The organism is Citrobacter freundii ATCC 8090 = MTCC 1658 = NBRC 12681 (assembly GCF_011064845.1).
GTDB lineage: Bacteria > Pseudomonadota > Gammaproteobacteria > Enterobacterales > Enterobacteriaceae > Citrobacter > Citrobacter freundii.
Genome location: NZ_CP049015.1, coordinates 2,344,894 through 2,367,359, shown reverse-complemented (window position 1 = coordinate 2,367,359; position 22,466 = coordinate 2,344,894). Strand labels below are relative to the sequence as shown.

24 protein-coding genes and 1 pseudogene are annotated in these 22,466 nt (G+C 51.6%); 15 read left to right on the top strand and 10 right to left on the bottom strand.

The window, feature by feature from the left end; translation table 11 throughout:
* Positions 1-25 precede the first annotated feature (25 nt).
* Complete coding sequence (speG, locus tag G4551_RS11385; protein ID WP_003032379.1) at positions 26-586, top strand: spermidine N1-acetyltransferase; 561 nt, start codon at positions 26-28, stop codon at positions 584-586.
* Positions 587-593: 7 nt separating this feature from the next.
* Here the strand turns inward: speG and G4551_RS11380 are convergent, their stop codons facing one another.
* Entirely contained in the window at positions 594-1,304 is a 711-nt protein-coding gene (locus G4551_RS11380) for a YnfC family lipoprotein (protein ID WP_003032377.1), read from the bottom strand.
* Positions 1,305-1,406: 102 nt separating this feature from the next.
* Here G4551_RS11380 and G4551_RS11375 point away from each other — a divergent pair, with 102 nt between their 5' ends.
* From G4551_RS11375 to clcB, 6 genes and pseudogenes are all read left to right on the top strand, one after another.
* A complete protein-coding gene (locus G4551_RS11375; RefSeq protein ID WP_085951541.1) occupies positions 1,407-1,715 on the top strand; it encodes a DUF1161 domain-containing protein in 309 nt (102 codons plus the stop codon).
* Positions 1,716-1,863: 148 nt separating this feature from the next.
* Positions 1,864-4,302, top strand: a complete 2,439-nt coding sequence (gene ynfE / locus G4551_RS11370) for a selenate/tellurate reductase subunit YnfE (RefSeq protein ID WP_003836329.1) — start codon at positions 1,864-1,866, stop codon at positions 4,300-4,302.
* 10 nt (positions 4,303-4,312) lie between these two features.
* Positions 4,313-4,930: pseudogene (locus G4551_RS11365) on the top strand (DMSO/selenate family reductase complex B subunit).
* 1 nt (position 4,931) lies between these two features.
* The gene (locus tag G4551_RS11360; RefSeq protein WP_003836332.1) at positions 4,932-5,786 is read left to right on the top strand and encodes a dimethyl sulfoxide reductase anchor subunit family protein; all 855 of its coding nucleotides are present in this window, start codon (positions 4,932-4,934) and stop codon (positions 5,784-5,786) included.
* Between the two features lie 42 nt (positions 5,787-5,828).
* Complete coding sequence (gene dmsD / locus G4551_RS11355; protein WP_003028918.1) at positions 5,829-6,443, top strand: Tat proofreading chaperone DmsD; 615 nt, start codon at positions 5,829-5,831, stop codon at positions 6,441-6,443.
* A 119-nt stretch (positions 6,444-6,562) separates the two neighbouring features.
* Positions 6,563-7,852, top strand: a complete 1,290-nt coding sequence (clcB, locus tag G4551_RS11350; RefSeq protein ID WP_032941314.1) for a voltage-gated ClC-type chloride channel ClcB — start codon at positions 6,563-6,565, stop codon at positions 7,850-7,852.
* Here clcB and bioD read toward each other — a convergent pair.
* From bioD to G4551_RS11335, 3 genes are all read right to left on the bottom strand, one after another.
* Positions 7,808-8,503 carry a dethiobiotin synthase gene (bioD, locus tag G4551_RS11345; RefSeq protein WP_003028922.1) on the bottom strand — a complete coding sequence of 232 codons (696 nt, stop codon included), beginning with the start codon at positions 8,501-8,503 and terminating at the stop codon, positions 7,808-7,810. The genes clcB and bioD overlap by 45 nt on opposite strands.
* A 125-nt stretch (positions 8,504-8,628) precedes the next feature.
* Entirely contained in the window at positions 8,629-9,849 is a 1,221-nt protein-coding gene (gene mlc / locus G4551_RS11340) for a sugar metabolism global transcriptional regulator Mlc (RefSeq protein ID WP_003028923.1), read from the bottom strand.
* Between the two features lie 118 nt (positions 9,850-9,967).
* Entirely contained in the window at positions 9,968-10,876 is a 909-nt protein-coding gene (locus tag G4551_RS11335; protein ID WP_003836337.1) for a LysR family transcriptional regulator, read from the bottom strand.
* 107 nt (positions 10,877-10,983) lie between these two features.
* Between G4551_RS11335 and G4551_RS11330 the strand changes: the two genes are divergently transcribed.
* Positions 10,984-12,237: an MFS transporter gene (locus tag G4551_RS11330; protein ID WP_003836350.1), complete on the top strand. Its 1,254-nt coding sequence runs from the start codon at positions 10,984-10,986 to the stop codon at positions 12,235-12,237.
* A gap of 30 nt (positions 12,238-12,267) precedes the next feature.
* Here G4551_RS11330 and G4551_RS11325 read toward each other — a convergent pair whose 3' ends face one another.
* The 3 genes from G4551_RS11325 to G4551_RS11315 all read right to left on the bottom strand — a co-directional run bounded on the left by G4551_RS11325 (position 12,268) and on the right by G4551_RS11315 (position 15,310).
* Positions 12,268-12,957, bottom strand: coding sequence for a CPBP family intramembrane glutamic endopeptidase (locus G4551_RS11325; RefSeq protein ID WP_003836359.1), 690 nt, complete (start codon positions 12,955-12,957; stop codon positions 12,268-12,270).
* A 143-nt stretch (positions 12,958-13,100) separates the two neighbouring features.
* Entirely contained in the window at positions 13,101-14,591 is a 1,491-nt protein-coding gene (locus G4551_RS11320) for a sensor histidine kinase (RefSeq protein ID WP_003028927.1), read from the bottom strand.
* Complete coding sequence (locus tag G4551_RS11315; protein ID WP_003028928.1) at positions 14,588-15,310, bottom strand: response regulator transcription factor; 723 nt, start codon at positions 15,308-15,310, stop codon at positions 14,588-14,590. The genes G4551_RS11320 and G4551_RS11315 overlap by 4 nt, the downstream gene beginning before the upstream one ends.
* 189 nt (positions 15,311-15,499) lie before the next feature.
* Here G4551_RS11315 and msrP point away from each other — a divergent pair, with 189 nt between their 5' ends.
* The 6 genes from msrP (at position 15,500) to G4551_RS11290 (ending at position 20,290) form a co-directional block, all read left to right on the top strand.
* Entirely contained in the window at positions 15,500-16,504 is a 1,005-nt protein-coding gene (msrP, locus tag G4551_RS11310; protein ID WP_003836362.1) for a protein-methionine-sulfoxide reductase catalytic subunit MsrP, read from the top strand.
* Positions 16,504-17,130, top strand: a complete 627-nt coding sequence (msrQ, locus tag G4551_RS11305; RefSeq protein ID WP_003836364.1) for a protein-methionine-sulfoxide reductase heme-binding subunit MsrQ — start codon at positions 16,504-16,506, stop codon at positions 17,128-17,130. Before msrP ends, msrQ begins: the two co-directional genes overlap by 1 nt.
* Positions 17,131-17,177: 47 nt before the next feature.
* Positions 17,178-18,665, top strand: a complete 1,488-nt coding sequence (locus G4551_RS11300) for a carboxypeptidase M32 (protein WP_003836366.1) — start codon at positions 17,178-17,180, stop codon at positions 18,663-18,665.
* Between the two features lie 137 nt (positions 18,666-18,802).
* Positions 18,803-19,198 carry an acid resistance repetitive basic protein Asr gene (gene asr, locus G4551_RS11295; RefSeq protein WP_003028934.1) on the top strand — a complete coding sequence of 132 codons (396 nt, stop codon included), beginning with the start codon at positions 18,803-18,805 and terminating at the stop codon, positions 19,196-19,198.
* 86 nt (positions 19,199-19,284) lie between these two features.
* Positions 19,285-19,368: a small membrane protein YdgU gene (gene ydgU / locus G4551_RS24110; protein WP_085954017.1), complete on the top strand. Its 84-nt coding sequence runs from the start codon at positions 19,285-19,287 to the stop codon at positions 19,366-19,368.
* A 100-nt stretch (positions 19,369-19,468) separates the two neighbouring features.
* Entirely contained in the window at positions 19,469-20,290 is an 822-nt protein-coding gene (locus tag G4551_RS11290) for a trypsin-like serine peptidase (protein WP_003836367.1), read from the top strand.
* Between the two features lie 34 nt (positions 20,291-20,324).
* Here G4551_RS11290 and mdtI read toward each other — a convergent pair whose 3' ends face one another.
* The 3 genes from mdtI to G4551_RS24105 all read right to left on the bottom strand — a co-directional run bounded on the left by mdtI (position 20,325) and on the right by G4551_RS24105 (position 21,284).
* Entirely contained in the window at positions 20,325-20,654 is a 330-nt protein-coding gene (mdtI, locus tag G4551_RS11285; RefSeq protein WP_003028939.1) for a multidrug/spermidine efflux SMR transporter subunit MdtI, read from the bottom strand.
* Entirely contained in the window at positions 20,641-21,006 is a 366-nt protein-coding gene (gene mdtJ / locus G4551_RS11280) for a multidrug/spermidine efflux SMR transporter subunit MdtJ (RefSeq protein ID WP_161799268.1), read from the bottom strand. Before mdtJ ends, mdtI begins: the two co-directional genes overlap by 14 nt.
* Positions 21,007-21,113: 107 nt before the next feature.
* The gene (locus G4551_RS24105; RefSeq protein ID WP_085951052.1) at positions 21,114-21,284 is read right to left on the bottom strand and encodes a protein YdgV; all 171 of its coding nucleotides are present in this window, start codon (positions 21,282-21,284) and stop codon (positions 21,114-21,116) included.
* A gap of 138 nt (positions 21,285-21,422) precedes the next feature.
* On the opposite strand from G4551_RS24105, the gene G4551_RS11275 reads away from it, so the two are divergent.
* Positions 21,423-22,457, top strand: a complete 1,035-nt coding sequence (locus G4551_RS11275) for an AI-2E family transporter (RefSeq protein WP_003836378.1) — start codon at positions 21,423-21,425, stop codon at positions 22,455-22,457.
* Positions 22,458-22,466 lie beyond the last annotated feature (9 nt).

Sequence of the window (22,466 nt, the reverse complement as noted above, 5' to 3'; positions counted from 1 at the left end):
TTGAAGGATATTGAAAGGATACGATATGACTAGCGCCCTCAGTGTTAAGTTGCGCCCGCTGGAGCGTGAAGATTTACGATTCGTTCATCAGCTTGATAATAACGCCAGCGTAATGCGTTACTGGTTTGAAGAACCTTACGAAGCGTTTGTTGAGCTGTCAGACCTGTATGACAAACACATTCACGACCAAAGCGAACGTCGCTTTGTGGTGGAATGCGACGGTGAAAAAGCCGGACTCGTGGAACTGGTTGAAATTAACCATGTGCACCGACGGGCGGAATTCCAGATCATTATTTCCCCTGATTATCAGGGCAAAGGTCTGGCTTCCCGGGCTGCTAAGCTGGCGATGGATTACGGCTTCACCGTACTCAATTTATATAAGCTGTATCTGATCGTTGATAAAGAGAACGAAAAAGCTATCCACATCTACCGTAAACTTGGCTTTATGGTCGAAGGCGAGCTGATTCATGAATTCTTTATCAACGGCCAATACCGCAACACTATACGTATGTGTATCTTCCAGCAGCAGTATCTGGCAGAACATAAAACGTCAGGTCCTAACCTGCTGCAACCTACCGCTCAATAAAGCCTGACTAATAGTACGCGATGGTGTTTTCAATTGAGTAATGGTGTTCAACTGCCGGCTTCACGCTCTCGTCAACGATAACGAGCTGGCAGTTGACCGGATTTGCGTATTCATCGTATTTGCACGTTTGTTTGACGTTGCCTACCGGATGATTGTTGAGCAGGCTCACCGCGGTGTAATCCAGCTTCTTCAACGGGTCGACCGACGGTTTGGCATCAACCTGTAAGGTATTGTCCTTATTGACGGTTGTTTTACCCAGCGGGTAGCCTTCCGCATCATAGCGATATTCCACCTTCATCTCTTTCCCCGTGGCGGAAACGACAAAACCGTTATCGTCGGTATCCCACACCACGCCCGCCGCAGGCAGTTCTGCCAATTGGCATTTGCCCTGTAAACGGATCCGTTTTTCCAGCGTTTCGGCATCCCGGTAGTAGTTTGCATCCAGGACCAGCGCCATACCGGTATTGTTTTCAATATCGTGCAGTTCAAGCGTATCGAAACACCCTTCCTGTGACAGCGTACCAACGACACGCTTAGTGACCTCACCTTTATCATTAAGCAGCGTCTGGCTGAAATCTTTCACCGGCCCACGCAGCGGGTCGAAATCAAATTCATTGGAAAAACTGGCCATTTCCGGCGTAAAGGAAACCAGTCCTTTGGCATTATCACACCCGACCAGCACGACACACAGGAAACCTAACAGGGTCTGTTTCTTCACATTTTTCACCGGAATAAGAAGATAATTCTCAATCATATTAGCAAATACAGTTATTTACACCAGAAATGCTAATCTTAGTTTAAGTCGATCATAAAGGAGCTGATGATGAAATACATACCAGGAATTGCTGCGATCATATTGGTAGTCGCTTCCCCGCAGGTTCTGGCGGCACCCGCGTCATGCGAACGCGTAAAAAGCGATATCGAACAGCGCATCATCAATAATGGTGTTGCTGAATCCAGCTTCACGCTGAATATTGTCCCCAACGATCAGGCCGATCAGCCTGACTCACTGGTAGTCGGACATTGTGCAAATGATACGCACAAAATTCTCTATACCCGGACCAACAGCGGCAACGCCCCCGCCAATAGCACATCTGCACAAGATGGACACGTCGCCGAACCGCAATAAATCTCACCCTCCGTGCGCGGAGGGTTACTCCAGTTTGATATGCATTAAGATGACATACTCATAAATGGGTAAACTCACTCCATTATTAGCATGCTATTAATTTCGCTGTAGAGATTAATATATAGCGATAACTATAATGGAGTGAGTTATGTCTGATACTGAGCAATATGGAGGCATCAGCCGCAGGACGTTAGTGAAATCCTCGGCTATCGGTTCGCTGGCGCTTGCCGCAGGCGGGCTGTCATTACCTTTTGGAATGCGCACCGCCGCCGCTGCGGTACAACAGGCGATGCAACCGGCTGAAGAGAAAGTGGTTTGGGGCGCGTGTTCCGTAAACTGCGGCAGCCGTTGTGCCCTGCAACTCCACATCAAAGATGACGAAGTCGTATGGGTGGAGTCCGATACGACCGGAGACGATATTTATGGTCAGCACCAGGTTCGTGCCTGTCTGCGTGGGCGTTCAATCCGCCGACGGATCAATCATCCGGATCGCCTGAACTATCCGATGAAGCGCGTAGGCAAACGTGGTGAGGGAAAATTCGAACGTATAACCTGGCAGGAAGCGCTGGATACCATCAGTGACAGTTTAAAAAATACCGTGGAGAAATATGGTAATGAAGCTGTTTATATTAATTACACCTCAGGCATTGTAGGCGGCAACATTACGCGCTCCTCTCCTTATGCCTCGCTGGTCGCTCGCCTGATGAACTGCTATGGCGGATTTCTGAGTCATTACGGCACTTACAGCACCGCACAAATCGCGGCAGCAATGCCCTATACCTACGGCTCAAATGACGGCAACAGCACATCCGACATCGAAAACACGAAACTGGTAGTAATGTTTGGCAATAATCCTGCCGAAACGCGCATGAGCGGCGGCGGAATAACGTACTTCCTTGAGCAGGCCCGGGAGCGATCTAATGCCCGGATGATCGTCATTGATCCGCGCTATACCGATACCGCTGCGGGTCGTGAAGATGAGTGGATCCCTATCCGCCCAGGAACCGATGCCGCACTCGTGGCGGGACTTGCCTGGGTTATGATTAACGAAAATCTTGTCGATCAGGCGTTCCTCGACACATATTGCATTGGTTATGACGAGAAAACCCTACCCGCCGACGCCCCCGCTAACGGACATTACAAGGCCTATATACTTGGCAACGGCGATGACGGTATCGCTAAAACGCCCCAATGGGCCTCGCATGTCACCGGGATCCCCGCCGATCGCATTATCAAACTGGCTCGGGAAATCGGCAGCACAAAACCGGCATATATTTGTCAGGGCTGGGGGCCGCAACGTCAGGCTAACGGCGAACTGACCTCACGGGCGATCGCGATGTTGCCTATCCTGACCGGCAACGTTGGCATCAACGGCGGCAATAGCGGTGCACGAGAATCAACCTACACCATCACGATTGAACGCATGCCGCTGCCGGAGAATCCCATCAAGACCCAGATATCCTGCTTTAGCTGGACCGACGCCATCGCTCGTGGCCCGGAAATGACCGCAACCCGCGATGGCGTGCGCGGGAAAGATAAGCTCGATGTACCGATTAAATTTATCTGGAACTACGCGGGCAACACCATTACTAATCAGCACTCAGATATCAATAAAACGCATGAGATCCTTCAGGATGACACGAAATGCGAAATGATAGTGGTCATCGAAAACTTCATGACATCTTCGGCCAAATATGCCGATATTCTGCTGCCGGACTTAATGACCGTCGAACAGGAAGACATTATTCCTAACGACTATGCCGGCAACATGGGATACCTCATTTTTATTCAACCCGCGACGTCACCGAAGTTCGAGCGTAAACCGATCTACTGGATAATGAGCGAAGTCGCCAAACGCCTTGGCAATGATATCTATCAACGCTTTACGGAAGGCCGTACTCAGGAACAGTGGCTCCAGTATTTGTATGCAAAAATGCTGGCCAAAGACCCCGCGCTGCCTTCCTATGACGAGCTGAAAAAAATGGGGATCTATAAACGTAAAGACCCTAACGGGCATTTTGTCGCTTATAAAAAATTCCGCGACGATCCGCAGGCCAATCCGCTCAAAACACCGTCCGGAAAGATTGAAATTTATTCCAGTCGACTGGCGAAAATAGCCAACACCTGGGAGTTGCAAAAGGACGAAGTAATTAGCCCGCTTCCCGTCTACGCCTCTACGTTTGAAGGGTGGGATGATCCGAAACGCAGCGCATTTCCGCTGCAGTTGTTTGGCTTCCATTACAAATCCCGTACGCACTCCAGCTACGGCAATATCGATGTTCTGCAGGCGTCCTGCCGTCAGGAAGTGTGGATCAACCCTGTCGATGCCCAAAAGCGTGGTATTGCAAATGGCGATATGGTGCGGGTCTTTAACGACCGCGGTGAAGTACGTATTGCGGCCAAAGTGACGCCGCGGATCCTGCCTGGCGTCAGCGCAATGGGCCAGGGTGCATGGCACGATGCCGATATGACCGGCGACAAAATTGATCATGGCGCCTGCGTAAATACGCTGACAACACAGCGCCCTTCACCGCTGGCAAAAGGCAACCCACAGCACACTAATCTGGTCGAGATCGAGAAGGTTTAAGGACTAACCCATGACAACTCAGTATGGATTTTTTATTGATTCCAGTCGTTGCACCGGATGCAAAACCTGCGAACTGGCCTGCAAAGACTACAAGGATCTCACGCCCGACGTCAGTTTCCGCCGGATTTACGAATACGCCGGAGGTGACTGGTAGGAAGACAACGGCGTCTGGCGACAGAACGTTTTCGCCTACTACCTCTCCATTGCCTGTAACCACTGTGAAGATCCGGCCTGTACCAAGGTTTGCCCCAGCGGGGCTATGCATAAACGTGATGATGGTTTTGTGGTCGTTGATGAAGATGTGTGTATTGGCTGTCGTTACTGCCACATGGCCTGTCCGTACGGCGCACCGCAGTACAATGCCGCCAAAGGGCATATGACCAAGTGCGATGGCTGTCATGACCGCGTGGCAGACGGCAAAAAGCCTGTCTGCGTCGAGTCCTGTCCGCTGCGTGCGCTGGACTTCGGTCCCATTGATGAGCTGCGCAAAAAACATGGTGATCTGGCAGCCGTCGCCCCGCTGCCGGGTGCGCACTTCACCAGACCGAGTATTGTGATCAAACCAAACGCCAATTGCCGCCCGACCGGGGATACCACGGGTTTTCTGGCTAATCCAAAGGAGGTGTAAAATGGGAAATGGATGGCATGAATGGCCGCTGGTACTGTTCACGGTGCTGGGCCAGTGCGTAGCCGGGGCGCTGATCGTAAGTGGCTACGGCTGGCTAACCGCTAAAGACGATGCGGTAAAGCAGCGTATTGTGCGCAGCATGTTTTTTCTGTGGCTGGTGATGGGCATCGCCTTTCTCGCCTCAGTCATACATTTAGGTTCGCCGCTGCGCGCGTTTAACTCGCTGAACCGAATTGGCGCATCGGCGCTGAGTAACGAAATTGCCAGCGGTTCGCTGTTTTTCGCCGTCGGTGGCCTGTGGTGGCTGGTGGCGTTTCTCGGTAAAATGCCCGCAACATTAGGTAAAATCTGGCTGCTGTTGAGCATGTTGCTGGGCCTGGTATTTGTCTATGCGATGACCAACGTCTACCAGATAGACACCGTCCCAACCTGGTATAATGGCTATACTACACTGGCGTTTTTCATGACGATGCTGCTGAGCGGTCCGCTGTTTGCCGCCCTGCTGCTGCGGGCTGCGGGTGTTTCCTGCAGCCCTGCCAGATTCGCCGGTATCAGCGTGCTGGCCCTGCTGGTGACCGTGGCTGTTGTTGTGCTGCAGGGACTGTCGCTCGGCGAAATCCACAGTTCGGTACAAAACGCTGGCGCGCTGGTGCCCGACTACGCAAGCCTGCAGGTCTGGCGCATCCTCCTGCTGGTTGCGGGGCTGGGCTGCTGGATATGCCCGCTTGTCCGTCGCAAAGAACCGTCCGTCGGCGGACTGGCGCTGGGCTTAGTGTCCGTCCTCGCCGGTGAAATCATTGGCCGCGGCTTGTTTTACGGTTTACATATGACAGTCGGAATGGCTGTCGCAGGTTAATTTTCGGGTGCGGGGCAACCCGCACTGTTCAGGATTGTTTGCATGACCCATTTTTCACAACGTGACAACTTTTCCACCGCAGCGCGTGTGCTCGGCGCGCTGTTTTACTATGCCCCAGACAGTGCCGAAGCTTCGGCACTGGTCAGTGCGTTAAGCAACGATGGTTGGCAGGCGCAGTGGCCGCTTGAAAAGACAACGCTTTCGCCGTTAGTTGCACAGTTTCAGGCTGAGGCCGATGAGTCTCTCCCGCAAGCCTGGCAACGTCTGTTTGTTGGCCCTTATGCGCTCCCTTCTCCGCCCTGGGGATCTGTCTGGCTGGATCGTGAAAACGTGTTGTTTGGCGACTCCACGCTGGCTCTGCGTCAGTGGATGCGTGACAACGGTATCCAGTTTGCTATGCAGCAAAATGAGCCGGAAGATCACTTTGGTTCACTACTGTTGCTGACGGCCTGGCTTGCTGAGAACGAACGCCACACCGAGTGCGAACAGCTGCTGGCCTGGCATCTGTTCCCATGGTCATCGCGCTTCCTTAATGTGTTTATCGAAAAAGCCGATCACCCTTTCTACCAGGCGCTGGGTGAGCTGGCGCGTCTGACGCTGGCACAGTGGCAATCACAGTTATTGATCCCGGTAGCCGATAAGCCTTTGTTTCGTTAATTTCGTCACAGGCAGGATGCATACTGCCTGTGGTGCATCCTGTTGCGCACGCTGAGCTTTTGCTTCTGTTGTCAAATAGCCGCAAAATAAAACGTCTGAAACTTCCTCTCTGGCCACACATGCATCATTTACATGCTTATCCTGACCTGCGCGCCATGTTCCGCCGTCTGCTGATCGCCGCGTTGATTGGCGTCCTTGCTGCGCTGGCCGTCGCAGGATTTCGTCATGCCATGCTGCTTCTCGAATGGTTGTTTCTGAGCAATAACACGGGGAGTCTGGTCAACGCTGCGACAAACCTTTCGCCTTTAAGGCGTATGCTGACACCTGCACTCGGCGGTCTGGCGGCTGGATTACTACTGTGGGGCTGGCAAAAATTTAACCGTTTACGCCCACAGGCTCCCACCGATTATATGGAAGCTCTACAAACCGACGGACAATTTGACGTCAGTGCCAGCCTGGTGAAATCGCTGGCCTCGTTACTGGTTGTCGCCAGCGGGAGCGCTATCGGACGCGAAGGTGCCATGATTTTACTGGCGGCGCTGGCGGCTTCCTGCTTTGCTCAACGCTTTACCCCACGTACAGAATGGAAGTTATGGATTGCCTGCGGCGCCGCAGCGGGTATGGCCGGAGCCTATCATGCCCCGCTGGCGGGCAGTTTATTTATTGCCGAAGTGTTGTTTGGCACGCTGATCCTCGCATCACTGGGACCGGTAGTGGTGTCCGCCGTAGTCGCATTACTCACCACCAATCTGCTTAGCGACAGCAATGCGCTGCTGTATACCGTTCACCTGTCTCGGGAATTGCATACTCTGGAATACGTTATGATTGTCAGCACCGGTCTGGCTGCTGGCTTCTGCGGACCGCTCTTCATGTGGCTGATGACCACCAGCCATAATGGTTTTTTGCGCTTAAAACTCTCGCCGCCGTGGCAACTGGCGCTTGGTGGGTTGATCGTTGGCCTGCTTTCATTGCTCACGCCTGCAGTCTGGGGTAATGGCTACAGCGTGGTGCAGTCATATTTACTTTCGCCACCGCTGCTGGCCGTAGTTAGCGGGATTTTTATCTGCAAATTACTGGCGGTGCTTGCCAGCAGTGGATCCGGTGCGCCAGGTGGCGTGTTTACGCCAACGCTGTTTGTCGGCTTGTCGGTGGGCATGCTGCTGGGTCAGGTATGGGGATTATGGCTTCCGGGCTCGGATGAAATTGCTATTTTGCTGGGCTTAACGGGGATGGCCACGCTGCTGGCGGCTACCACGCATGCACCAATAATGTCGACCTTGATGGTTTGTGAAATGACCGGGGAGTATCGCCTGCTCCCCGGATTACTGATTGCCTGTGTCCTGGCGTCGGTGCTGTCGCGTACGTTACGCCACGACTCTATCTACCGACAGCACGCTGCCGAGCATTGACAGACGGATGTACTGTGACAGCTCACGCTGCTCTGCACGAGGCAGATAAGGCAGTTCACCGATAAGCGGGGCAGGTAATTTTTTACCCAGCACATCAATGATTTCCGCATAATGCGCCAGCCCCGGGTTGATTCGGTTCGCGACCCAGCCAATCAGCGGCAGTCCGTCGCTGGCAATCGCCTGTGCGGTGAGGATGGCATGATTAATACAGCCTTCCTGGATACCCACCACCATCAGCACCGGCAGTTGTTCCTGCACCACCCATTCCGATAACGGACGCAGATCGTTCATCAAGCTCCGCCAGCCTCCGGTGCCTTCCACGACAACGTGATCGACTTTTTCGCTGAGGCTTGCGAGACCGTTGGATAACAGGGTGTAATTGACCGGACCACTATGCGCTACGCTACTTTCGTCTTCGCTGAGCGCAATCGGGTTGACCGCTTCGTAAGGCAGTTCGATAGTGGACACGCTTTGCAGCACCAGCGCATCTTTGTTGCGCAGACCTTCGGGCGTCTCTTTGCTGCCTTTGGCTACAGGTTTGTAACCCGCAACGCTTTTACCCCCTGACGCTAACGCTTGTAGTAATGCGCGGGAAACCACGGTCTTCCCAACAGAAGTGTCTGTACCTGTAATAAAGAAACGCTTCAGCATCACTAACTCCACCGTTATGCTTTGAAAATATAAGTCAGGAAAATAAAACAGTGGAGAAAGTCTAAGGTATGACGACCAGGATCAGCTTGAGATAGCGCAATTTTTCGTACGACAGTTAAAAAATGTTAACCCTGTAATAGACGAATCAACAAAGAACCGTTATACATCGCGTCCTTAACGAGCGCCGCCCCCGCCATCGTCCCCTGATTGGTAAACTGCGTACTTTCGACGACTATATGCTGACTGTAAGCCGGAAGTGCCTGCTGACGAATGCTGTCAGCGATGGTAGGGAACAAGATATCTGCCGCTTTACTGAGCGGAGACCCAATCAATATCTTTTGCGGGTTGAACAAATTCACCATGATGGCAAGAATTCTGCCGACGTGGGTCCCGACGCCGCTAATGATATCTTTCGCCAATAAATCACCCTGCATTGCCGCCAGACACAGTGCGTCTACCGTCAGCGGTTGTCCGTGTAAAGAAGAACTCATTGACTGCTTCAAGCGCACCTGCGCCAGTTCGAGCACGCTGTCGACGCTGGCGATCGTTTCCAGACAACCATGGTTACCGCAGTAGCAGCGTTTACCGTACGGATCCACCTGCGTATGGCCAATTTCCACCAGGCTACTGCTGCCTGCATGCAGTAAATGACCGTCAGTGATCACCCCGGCACCCACGTTATGATCGATCACCACCTGAATGACGTCGCGCGCACCACGCGATGCGCCGAAAAGCGCCTCAGCCATGGTCCAGGCGCTAATATCATGCTGAATATAGACTGGTACGCCAGTATGGTTCTCAAGCGCCTGGCCCAGCGGCATCTCTTTGACATCTTCGTAAAATGGCATGCGATGCACGATACCGTTTTCAGTATCAATAATGCCGGGTAAGGTGATGGCGATGGAGGTTAAGCGTTCCAGCTTTTGTTGATGGCGGATGAAAAACTGGTCGACCTGGGTAATAACACGTTCCAGAAGCGGTGTTTCACTGACCAGCTCCATTTCAAGACAATCTTCTACCACCAGTTTGCTGCTCAGATCGCGCAGTGCCAGAAAGATCTCGCCGCGACTGATACGGATGGATAAATAGTGCCAGGCTTCCGTTTCAACAACCAGCCCAACTGCCGGACGCCCACGGCTGCCCGCTTCCTTGATTTCCAGCTCTTGCACCAGGTGCGCTTCGAGCATTTCGCGGACAATTTTAGTAATACTGGCAGGCGCCAATTGCGCCAGGCGAGAGAGATCAATACGCGATACCGGACCCAGCTGATCAATCAGGCGATAAACCGCGCCAGCATTGGTCTGCTTAATTTGATCGATATGCCCAGGCTGACTATCAGCAACCACCACTTACTCCCTTTATTTTCGCGCTCCGAAATAATCTGCGGGCTATGGTGAAGCACTTCAATGGCTCCCGTCAACTTTTTACTTAGCCTTGTGATTTACTGCACATTTTCACTCATTTTTAAACTAAATTAATCGCCTGAACGGCCGCCAGCAGCTGCTCACGAAAGCGTTGCGCGGCGTGACTTTGCTCATGATGCTTTGGCCACACTAACCACATTTCCGAGACAGCATCTTCTTCCGCTATCGGGATCCAACACATTTCATATAGCTGCACCCGTTTAAAAGAAGCAGGAAGTATAGAAACCCCTAATCCTGCAGCCACCAGCCCGATGATAGTCATCGCTTCGCCAACCTCCTGCGCAATCGTCGGTTTTAGTCCATAGCGACGCATCAGGCCAAGAATATCGTCATACAACCCTGTCCCCACATGGGGGTCAAAAAAGACAAATGGCTCATTCGCCAGCTCGGCCAACGTGACCACGGGTTTTTGCGCCAACGGATGCGCGCGTGGGATCATCGCCATCAGTGGTTCATGAAGAATGATTTCACGCTCCAGCGTTTCCGGAAGCTGCGTATTGCGCAGAAGTCCCAAATCCAACGTCCCTTCATTGAGCGGGGCAATTTGCTCACGTGTGTTCATTTCGCGGGTTTGCATATGCACTGCCGGGTAGCTTTGGCGAAACAGAGATAACGTATCTGAAACGGCTTTGATAAACGGCGCCGACGACGTAAAACCGATACGCAATTCCCCTGCTTCTCCCAAATGCAAACGCTCAGCCCTGGCGGCGGCTTCATTAACCAGCCCGAGGATCTGCCGACTGTCTGCCAGAAACTGCTTTCCAGCAGAGGTCAGCGCCACGCTACGGTTAGTTCGGGCAAGTAACCGGGCGCCAACCTGCTGTTCAAGGATCTGGATCTGCTGGCTTAGCGGCGGTTGCGAAATGTTCAATCGCGCTGCCGCCCGACCAAAATGCAACTCTTCGGCAACGGCCACAAAGTAACGTAAATGACGCAGTTCGATATTCATATTTTTAAAATATTATTTGAGATTATTAATATATTAGACAGAATATTGTGATTTTCATACTCTTAAGGCTGGTCCTGTAGACGTAATTGGATGAGCAAGGATTTCAAGTGAGCCGTACAACAACTGTCGATACCGCGCCAACAAGCGATATTGATGAACAGATAGTTACCCCGCCGGATGGTTTTATCAAACGCGGAACATCCCCATTTATGCGCGTCACGCTGGCGCTGTTTTCCGCCGGACTGGCGACTTTTGCCCTCCTCTATTGTGTACAACCCATACTGCCTGTGCTTTCGCACGAGTTTGGTGTCTCTCCTGCCAGCAGTAGTATTTCACTCTCCATTTCAACGGCGATGCTGGCGATAGGGTTACTGTTTACCGGCCCACTTTCAGATGCTATTGGCCGCAAGCCGGTGATGGTTACCGCGCTGCTGCTCGCCTCTTGTTGTACGCTCCTTTCAACAATGATGACCAGCTGGCACGGTATTTTAATCATGCGGGCGCTGATAGGACTTTCACTGAGCGGCGTCGCGGCGGTAGGGATGACCTATCTGAGTGAAGAGATTCATCCCAGTTTCGTCGCCTTCTCAATGGGCTTGTATATCAGCGGTAACTCGATTGGCGGTATGAGTGGTCGCTTGATCAGCGGCGTGTTTACCGACTTTTTTAACTGGCGTATCGCGCTGGCGGCGATCGGCTGTTTTGCCCTTGCCTCTGCGCTAATGTTCTGGAAAATCCTGCCGGAATCTCGTCATTTCAGACCAACGTCGCTGCGCCCGAAAACGTTGTTTATCAACTTCCGCTTGCACTGGCGCGACAGAGGCTTGCCGCTGCTGTTTGCGGAAGGTTTTTTACTGATGGGATCGTTTGTCACGCTGTTTAACTACATCGGCTATCGCCTGATGCTCTCTCCGTGGGAGCTCAGCCAGGCGGTTGTCGGTCTGTTATCTGTGGCGTATCTAACCGGGACCTGGAGTTCGCCAAAAGCAGGTTCTATGACCACTCGTTATGGCCGTGGCCCGGTAATGCTCTTTTCAACTGGCGTGATGCTGGTTGGACTGTTGATGACCCTGTTCACATCGCTATGGCTTATCTTCGCCGGGATGCTGCTCTTTTCAGCCGGTTTTTTTGCCGCGCACTCCGTAGCAAGCAGCTGGATTGGACCACGGGCAAAACGCGCTAAAGGCCAGGCTTCTTCCCTGTATCTGTTCAGCTATTATCTGGGATCCAGTATTGCCGGTACGCTCGGCGGCGTATTCTGGCACAGCTACGGCTGGAACGGCGTGGGCGGATTTATCGCCCTGATGCTGGTGCTGGCGTTGCTGGTCGGCGCACGTTTGCACCATCGTCTGCACGTATAATCCCCGATGCCCGGATTCCGGGCATCGCCTTTATGAATCAGGCAGTAACGTCTGGGCTCCAATTTGCAGAACAATAACCGTCCCGTTCATCACTATATGCAGCATGATCGGCATCAACAGGCCGTTGCTTTTCAGTCTGGCGATGATCAAAACCTGCGACACAAGAAACAACATCAGCAACGTACGTAGATCCACATACTGCGTATGCATGATGGCAAAAATGACCGATACCACCACTGACGACAGCCAAGTTTTATTATTGAACCAGTACTGGAACGCGTTGAATAAACAGCCTCTGAAAACAATTTCTTCATAAACTGGCGCAATAAATATCAGAGTCAACGTAGATAACCACAATGCGTAACTACTTAAGGATATTTGGCTGGTCACCCACGCTTCGGTTTGTCTGAGACCCAAAATCAATGGCAGGATAAGCTGAATAAACAGCAGCGCCGCGAACAAAATGGTAAACCACCTGGCGTTGAAAATGCCTTTGCCCAGCCCCTCTCTTTTTCTGAAGAAGAAGTAATACAGCGGAACCAGCACAACAAATTCCAATGCAAACAACAGCGGGAAAAGTAGCCCTTTGGCAAGCAGGTCCTGACTCGCGGGGAAAAACAACGGGGTAAACGTGAGGCCAAACATCAGTAAAAACATTGAAAAGCAGCCAGCTACTGCTTTGGTCCTGGCGATATACAGGTTGTCGGCATCCTGTGACATACAATCTCCTTGCGCTCATCGAAGATAAGTTGATGAATTACTGATACATGATAAAAATTCTCATTATCACTGACAACCTACCAACTTTTACGCAATGCCCATTGGGGCAATGCCAAAACCCTCTTTACTCCGGAACTTCACCGTCAACTACTCAGGGGAGAATCCGCCAGCGGCAACGAAAAACGGAAGCAGGCCCCTGCCGTTGAGCTAACCAGGCTGATATCCCCTCCATGCAGCTCGAGCATTCTACGCACGATCAGTAAGCCCAAGCCGCCGCGCTCAGCCCTCTGCTCACGGGGAACTAACGCGGTCGGGCGCTGAAACAATACTTCTCGCACAGCTTCTTCTACCCCAGGCCCGCTGTCCTGCACTTCGGCTAATAAACGGTCTGCATCACGCCAGACTTTTAGCCGCACTTCACCTCCGTCAGGCGTATGACGGATAGCGTTATCCAGCAGATTCGTCACAACTCTTTCTATCATCGATAAATCGGCATTCACCAGCGGTAACGGCCCCATTACGTCAAGGTGCAACTGCAAATGACGCGTGGCAACAGGGAGATCAAATTTCTGTGCCACATCCTGGATCAATTCACCAATAGCAAAACGTTCACGCTGCGGTTTTATACCGCCATGCTCCAGTCTTGCCAGCTCAAACAGCTGTTGTGACAGATGACGAACTTTATGTCCCTGGCGCAGCGCGATACTAAGATAATGCCGGTTTTCCTCCGGCGTCATCGTATCGGCTTTCAGCGACAGCATTTCCAGATACCCCAGCAATGAAGTCAGCGGCGTGCGTAAATCGTGCGAAATATTGGCTATAAACTCTCTGCGCTGACGATCGCTGTCCGCTAATAGATCCCACTGCTGCGCAATTTTCTGCGCTAACTCGATAAACGCATTGTTCAGCAACGCAATTTCATTTGCCGGGGCCGGATCGGGATTTTTTTGCGCCAGCTGTTTGATGACGCTAATGCTGTCCTGTTCCAGTTTGACCACCTGCCCAGTCAACCTTTTCACTGGATTCGTCACCCATCGCCACACCAGAAAACCTGCAATTCCGCCGGCTAATAAAACCAGTATTAACGTCCAGGCCACGGTATTCCAGAGCGTTTTTTGCCAGGCGGTATTTGCCAACATATTCAGATCTTCGCCCTGCAGAATAATGTACAAATAGCCATGCAGCTCACCGTTATATAAAACCGGCGCGGCGCTGAATACCTTTTGCTGGCTGCTGCGCGGATCGTTGCCATATACGGGCAACGCATCTGAGTTAAGGAAATCCTGAATCGGCTGCACGCTAATTTTCTGCCGCTGGATATGCCCCGGCGGTGCGGCATCAGCGAGTATTTCACCTGATGGTGAAACCAGATACAGCTCCACGCTGGGGTTGAGCGTCATCAGGTGATTAAACAATCCTTTTAAGGTCTGGCGATTAACCTGCCCGCTGGCATCAATAAGCGACTCACTTTTGACAATCTTGCTCGCCAGCTCCAGCGAGAGCCTTTGCACCATCGCGTCGCCATATTGTTTGCTACTGCGAACCTGGACAGCACTGACGGCAACCGCACAAATCAGCATAATGGCGGTAAAGACCAGAGTCAGACGCTGGCTCAGCGACAGGCGATAAATCATGGCTGATGCTCCGCATTAACCGCAGCAAGCTTATAGCCTCGTCCCCAAACCGTGAGAATAATTTCCGGCTCCGCAGCATCCTTTTCAATTTTGGTCCGCAGACGATTAATATGACTGTTCACCGTATGCTCATACCCTTCATGCTGGTAGCCCCACACCTGATCTAACAGCGCCTGGCGCGAAAAGACCTCGCCTGGATGACGGGCGAAAAAATAGAGCAGATCGAATTCTCGCGGTGTCAAATCGAGGGATTTACCATGCAGCCGAACTTCCCGGGCTAAAGGGTCAATCTCTACGCCATGAACGGTGATAATCCCCGCCTCCATACGCAGGTTCTGACTCATCGCTTCCTGACGGCGAAACAACGCCTTCACCCGAGCCATCAACTCCAGCACCGAGAAAGGCTTGGCCAGATAATCATCGGCCCCCATTTCCAACCCCAATACACGGTGCGTTTCGCTGGTCCGGGCGCTGATAATAATAACGGGCAAATAAAAACTCATTTGGCGAATGCGACGACAAATCTCCAGCCCGTCGACACCTGGCAGCATCAAATCGAGGATAACGGCATCCCAAACGTGTTTCTCCAGTTGTTCAAGCGCTCGCGTGCCGTCCGCTTCATGAACTATCTCGTAACCCTCATCCTTCAGGCTAAGCTGCAAAAGTGAGGCAATATCGCTGTCATCTTCCACCAAAAATATCTTTTTCGCGCCTGCCATCAGTGTCATCCCCCTCTCGTCGTGCTGAAAGCTTACCTCAGGCAAGGGGCGGAAGTTATCACAAAATTTTTAACTTTTCGTGAGGATCCAGGGATACGCATACGCGCAGTATGTCGTTATAGACACACCAGGCATCAACAGGGAAACGTCGCTTTGTTTTCCTTAACATGAAAATAAAAAGGAAAAGTTATGCAGAAAAAACGTCCACTTCGGGAAGCTGATGTTACAGCCGAATCAGTTTTTTTTATGCAACGACGACAAATCCTCAAAGCACTTGGGATAGGCGCGGCGGCGGCCACGCTGTCTTCCCCTACACGGGCTAATTTGTTGGATTGGTTTAAAGGCAACGATCGTCTACCAGCACCCGCAGGCAAAGCGCTCGAATTTACAAAGCCCGAGCGCTGGCAAAACAGCCTGTCTCTGACGCCAGAAGACAAGGTGACGGGCTACAACAATTTCTATGAATTTGGTCTGGATAAAGCAGATCCTGCCGCCAATGCCGGTAGTCTGAAAACCGATCCCTGGACATTGACGATCAACGGAGAGGTCAACAAACCTTTAACCTTGGATCATGATGCGCTGACCACTCGCTTTCCGTTAGAAGAGCGTATTTACCGGATGCGTTGCGTTGAAGCATGGTCGATGGTTGTGCCGTGGATCGGATTTCCTTTGCATAAATTATTGGCGCTGGTTGAGCCAACCAGTCACGCCAAATACGTCGCCTTTGAAACTCGCTACGCCCCTGATGAAATGCCCGGCCAGAAAGATCGCTTCATTGGCGGTGGGTTAAAATATCCCTATGTTGAAGGTCTGCGTTTGGATGAAGCCATGCATCCGCTAACACTGCTGACCGTAGGCGTATATGGCAAAGCATTGCCGCCGCAAAATGGGGCGCCGATACGCTTGACCGTACCCTGGAAGTACGGCTTTAAGGGCATTAAATCGATAGTCAGTATTACGCTGACGCGTGAGCAGCCGCCGACGACCTGGAATATGTCAGCACCGAATGAATACGGTTTTTACGCCAACGTAAATCCGCAGGTCGATCACCCCCGTTGGTCTCAGGCTACTGAACGGTTTATCGGTTCGGGTGGCATTCTTGATGTACAGCGACAGCCCACGTTACCTTTTAATGGTTATGCCGATGAGGTGGCATCGTTATATCGGGGTATGGATCTTCGGGAGTATTTTTAGTGAGGTTGACCGCAAAACAGATAACCGGCCTGAAAGTGCTGCTGCATCTCGCCGGTTTTTTACCCCTGCTATGGCTCTTTTGGGCCGCGCAGCATGGCGGGTTGGGTGCCGACCCGGGAAAAGATATCCAGCACTTTACGGGCATTACCGCGCTAAAGTTTTTGCTTGCTACTCTGCTGGTATCCCCGCTTGCACGCTATGCAAAGCAGCCTTTGTTGTTTCGTACCCGGCGGTTGTTAGGTTTATGGTGCTTTGCATGGGCCACACTGCATATGGCCAGCTATGCTCTGCTGGAACTGGGTATACAAAATCTGGGATTGTTGGGTCGTGAACTGGTTTCACGCCCATGGCTAACCCTGGGCATGACCGGTTGGATTATCTTATTCCTGTTGACGTTGACCTCCACGCAAGCCGCGCAGCGTAAAATGGGCAAACGCTGGCAAACATTGCACAACTACGTCTACTTGGCCGCCATTTTGCTACCGCTGCATTACCTGTGGTCGGTAAAAGTGTTATCACCGCTTCCTATTATCTACGCCATCTGTTTTGTGGTTCTGTTGGCTTTTCGCTATAAAAAGCTTTTACGAAAAACCAGGTATAAAGGTGTGTTTATGAAAAGTGAGTGAATCACGGTAAACTTCTTAACCACACCTAAACAGAACGAGAACAAAAAATGAGTAGCAATGATAATTACCATCAGCTCACCCGCACGTTCCAGCGGCTATCTCGCTTCTCCCACCTCTCGGCAATCGCCAGTTGGGACATGTTTACCATGATGCCTTCAGGAGGAAGCAAAGCCCGTGGCGAAGCGCTGGCCGAGCTGAGCGTGCTTGAACACCAACTGTTAACCGATCCGAAAGTGGCAAGGTGGATCTCCGCAGCGCAACAGGAAGACCTCAACGATGTAGAACAGGCGAACCTGCGCGAAATGTCGCGACTGCATCACCAGGCATCCTTGTTGCCGGAATCGTTGGTAGAAGCAAAATCACTTGCGGGAAGCCGCTGCGAGCATGCCTGGCGTAGCCAGCGACCGGCAAATGACTGGGAAGGATTTTCCGAAAACCTGAAAGAGGTTGTGAAGTATAGCCGCGAAGAAGCCCGACTGCGCGCAGAAGCTAAAGGGTGTTCGCCGTATGACGCGTTACTGGACATTTTTGAACCGGGAATGACCAGCGCGCAGTTGGACAACCTTTTCGCGGACGTTAAAAGCTGGCTACCCGACCTGCTAAACAAGGTAGTGGCAAAGCAATCTCAACAGTCGCTCATCGCCCCGGTAGGCCCCTTCCCAACAGCTGTACAGCGAGAGTTGGGTCTTGAAACAATGGCACAGCTAGGTTTCGACTTTACCGCTGGTCGGCTGGATATCAGTGCACATCCCTTCTGTGGCGGCGTACCAGAAGATGTTCGCATTACCACCCGCTATGATGAAAACGAATTGCTCAGCGCGCTGTTTGGCGTGATCCATGAAACCGGTCACGCCCGCTATGAGCAAAATCTTCCGCGTAACTGGTCAGGGCAACCTATCGCTCTGGCACGTTCCACCGCCATTCATGAGTCCCAGAGTCTGTTCTTTGAGATGCAACTGGGACGCAGTAAAGCCTTTCTGACACGGTTAATTCCTGCTGTAACGCGCTACTTTGGCGATCAGGCTGCCTTTGAAGAAAGCAATTTCATCGCCTGGAACCAGCAGGTCAAACCCGGGTTTATCCGTGTTGATGCCGACGAGGTGAGCTATCCCGCTCACGTGATCCTGCGTTATGAAATCGAACGTGCGCTCATTAATGGCGATATTGAAGTGGATGATATCCCGGCATTGTGGAATGAGAAAATGCAGGCCTGGCTGGGGCTGTCAACGATCGGAAACTATCGTAACGGTTGTATGCAGGATATTCACTGGACCGACGGCGGCTTTGGCTACTTCCCTTCCTATACCTTGGGCGCTATGTATGCGGCGCAGTTGTTCAGTGCCGCTAACCGCGCATTACCTGATTTGAATCAGTCTATTGCGCAAGGTGAGTTTGCTCCCCTGTTTGACTGGTTACGTCAGAACATCTGGCAGCATGGCAGTCGTTTCACCACTGAACAGCTTATTACCCAGGCCACCGGAGAGCCGCTTAGCAGCCGTTATTTCCGCGCCCACCTGGAAGCCCGCTATTTGTAATCTCATACCGTGAGTCATTGTACATATCGTTACACGCCGATACCAATGACTCACGGAAGCCCTGTGATTACAGCGATATAGTTATTTCAACGGCCCCGCAGTGGGGTTGAATGAAAAACCAAATCGAGGGTATGAGAATGAAAAAAGTATTAGCTCTGGTTGTTGCCGCTGCTATGGGTCTGTCTTCTGCTGCATTTGCTGCTGAAACAACTGCTACAACCGCTCCGGCTGCTGCAGCAACCACTAAAGCTGCGCCGGCAAAAACCACGCATCATAAAAAACAGCACAAAGCAGCGCCGCAGAAAGCACAGGCTGCCAAGAAACACGCTAAAAAATCCACCACAAAACCGGCTGTAGAACAGAAAGCACCAGAGCAGAAAGCTCAGGCTGCTAAAAAACACACCAAAAAAGCGGCAACCAAACCAGCTGCAGAACAAAAAGCGCCAGAGCAGAAAGCTCAGGCCGCTAAAAAACACACCAAAAAAGCAGTAAAACACGACACTGCTAAACCAGCAGCTCAACCTGCAGCATAACGCATTTGTAGTCACTATGGCGTCCCCCACGCCATAGCATACGGCGCTAGATCGACCTGATGTAGCGCCGCCTTTCGGAGGGTAAAATGGTGTCACATTACCGCTTTGAGTTAATTCTTATTACGCTGATAATTTGCGCCATCATCGCCATGCGTTTTTATCTTGCCTGAATGTAGTTATCTGATTTTACTCCCACTTTCACGTCGTCCCGTCTATAGTATTAACTGAGGGTTTGCTGTTAATAATCATAATTCCCCACCAGAGCGTGATATGCATAAAACCATTGCTGTATTACTGGGTTCACTTTGTTTACTTCCTGTCGTTGCGCATGCGGACAAGCCTGCAACGGACAGCGCTGAAGCAGAAAATATAAAAACGCTGTTTTTTGGTCATGACGATCGCATAAAGGTGACTGACCCTACACAATCGCCGTGGGACGCTATCGGGCAACTGGAAACCGCCAGCGGTAACCTGTGTACCGCCACGCTCATTTCGCCACATCTGGCCCTGACGGCCGGACACTGTTTACTCACCCCCCCGAAAGGTAAGCCGGACAAAGCCGTCGCATTGCGCTTCGTGTCTAAAAAGGGTCTCTGGCGCTATGAAATCCACGACATTGAAGGCCGGGTTGCGCCCTCACTTGCCAAACGTTTAAAAGCCGATGGTGATGGCTGGATAGTGCCGCCTGCCGCAGCCCCGTGGGATTTTGGTCTGGTGGTGCTGCGTAATCCGCCGTCTGGCATCACACCGCTGCCACTGTTTGATGGCGACAAGGACGCGTTAACCGCGGCGCTAAAAACTGCAGATCGTAAAGTCACGCAGTCGGGCTATCCTGAAGATCATCTGGACGACCTGTACACACATCAGGATTGTGTGGTGACCGGCTGGGCGCAGAATACCGTCTTGTCACACCAGTGCGACACGCTCCCGGGCGACAGCGGTTCGCCATTGATGTTGCAGACAGAGTCTGGCTGGCAGTTGATTGGTGTGCAAAGCTCCGCTCCAGCAGCCAAAGATCGCTGGCGGGCAGATAATCGCGCCATATCCGTGACCGGTTTTCGCGAGAAGCTGGAAGCGTTAGCGCAGGAATAACACATGCTGCCCGCATTAACGGGCAGCATGGATATCAGGCAAGTTTTATCATTATCATTCCGGCCAGCAGCAGTATCACGCCGATCCAGCCCTTGTTATTCAGGCGCTGACCAAACAGCACCCAACCTGCCGCTAACGTCGCGGCAATACCGAATCCGCCCCACAGGGCATAAGCCACCGAAAGATCGATACCTTTTACCGCTTGCGACAGCGCGCTAAAGGCTGCTAACACGGCAGCTAACGACAGCACGCCATAAATCTTGCGGCGAAAACCATCGGAAAATTTCAAAAAGACGTTAGCGACGATTTCCAGCACGATGGCCATACCCAGCCAGGCACCGTGAACCCATTCAAACTGTTGCATGGGTCACCTCTTTGCCTGGTTTAACAGGCTTTCGGGTGCCGGATTTAATCAGCACAATGCCGACCACCAGTGAAGCCAGTCCTGCCACCTTCAATGTGGACAAGGTTTCGTCAAATAACAGCACGCTAAACAGCGTAATAAATAAAATACCGATCCCTTCCCACAGGGCATAGGCCACACCAAGGGCAATTTTTTTAACGGCAAAACTGAGAAAAATATACGATAAGGCGATCATTACCAGCATTAAAATAAAGCCCGAATTACCATGGCCGACGCTTGCCCATTTCATTGAAAGCGTACCAGTAATTTCAGCCGCGATGGCCAGACCTAATAATATCCAGTAAAACATGATGCTTCTCCTGCTTGAGAATATAGTCCTTTGGGCCTACTGCATGCAGTAAACCAAAAAATAAAATTAGTTAGCTCAGCGCACAGCGCCAGCTCAGGCAGAAGAAGGGACTAAAGCGCGTTGCGCCAGTGTTGCTCACCCGCAAGCAAGAAAGTGGAAGAGGTACGAAGAAGTGAAGGTAAACGCAAAAACATCCTGAACATATTGTCCATAATATTACAATTATCCGCAGTGTTGCTTCTCATCATCGCGGATGATAATTGTCCTCGGTAGTTAAACACAGATGATTTGTATCATAGCTTCAATACGAACTCAAAGTCTTTTCACTTCTTTACCTGCCCCGTTTGATTTTTGTTATAACGGCTCGACGCAAATCACACTATTATTCAGATTCAAAAATCAAAAACGCAGGAATACACATGGCGAAACCGATCATCACGCTTAACGGTCTAAAAATAGTCATTATGCTGGGCATGCTGGTTATCATCCTGAGCGGCATTCGCTTTGCCGCAGATATCATCGTCCCCTTTATTCTGGCGTTATTTATAGCCGTTGTGCTGAACCCCGTGGTGCAGCGGATGGTCAAGCTTCGCATACCGCGCGTATTTGCGGTGTCATTGCTCATCGTTATTATTGTAATGCTAATGGTACTGCTGTTAGCGTATTTAGGCACATCCTTAAATGAGCTTGCGCGTACGCTACCGCAATATCGCTCTTCACTGGTTATTCCACTAAAAAATCTTGAACCATGGTTACAACGCGCAGGGATCGGCGTTTCCGTGGATGAGCTCGTCAAATATATCGATCCAAACGCGGCAATGACGCTGGTGACCAATTTGCTGGCGCAGCTTTCGAATGCTATGTCATCGATCTTTTTACTGCTACTGACGGTAGTTTTTACGCTGCTGGAAGTACCGCAACTGCCCAACAAACTAAAACAAATGATGAGTCGCCCCATTGAAGGTATGGCGGCCATTCAACGCGCCATCGACAGCGTATCTCACTATCTGGTGCTTAAAACGGCAATCAGCATTGTGACCGGGTTGGTCGCCTGGGGCATGCTTGCTGCATTGGATGTGCGCTTTGCCTTTGTCTGGGGATTACTGGCCTTCGCCCTGAACTACATCCCTAATATCGGTTCGGTATTGGCGGCCATTCCCCCTATTGCTCAGGTGCTGGTATTTAGCGGCCTTTACGATGCGCTGGTGGTTCTGGCAGGCTATCTGGTCATCAACCTGGTATTCGGGAATATCCTCGAGCCGCGGATCATGGGGCGTGGACTTGGACTGTCTACGCTGGTGGTTTTTTTGTCGTTAATCTTCTGGGGCTGGCTGCTCGGCCCTGTTGGGATGCTGCTTTCTGTTCCGCTAACCATTATTGTGAAAATCGCGCTAGAGCAGACCAATGGCGGTCAAAGCATTGCGGTGTTACTGAGCGATCTCAACAAAGAGTAAAATGCAAAA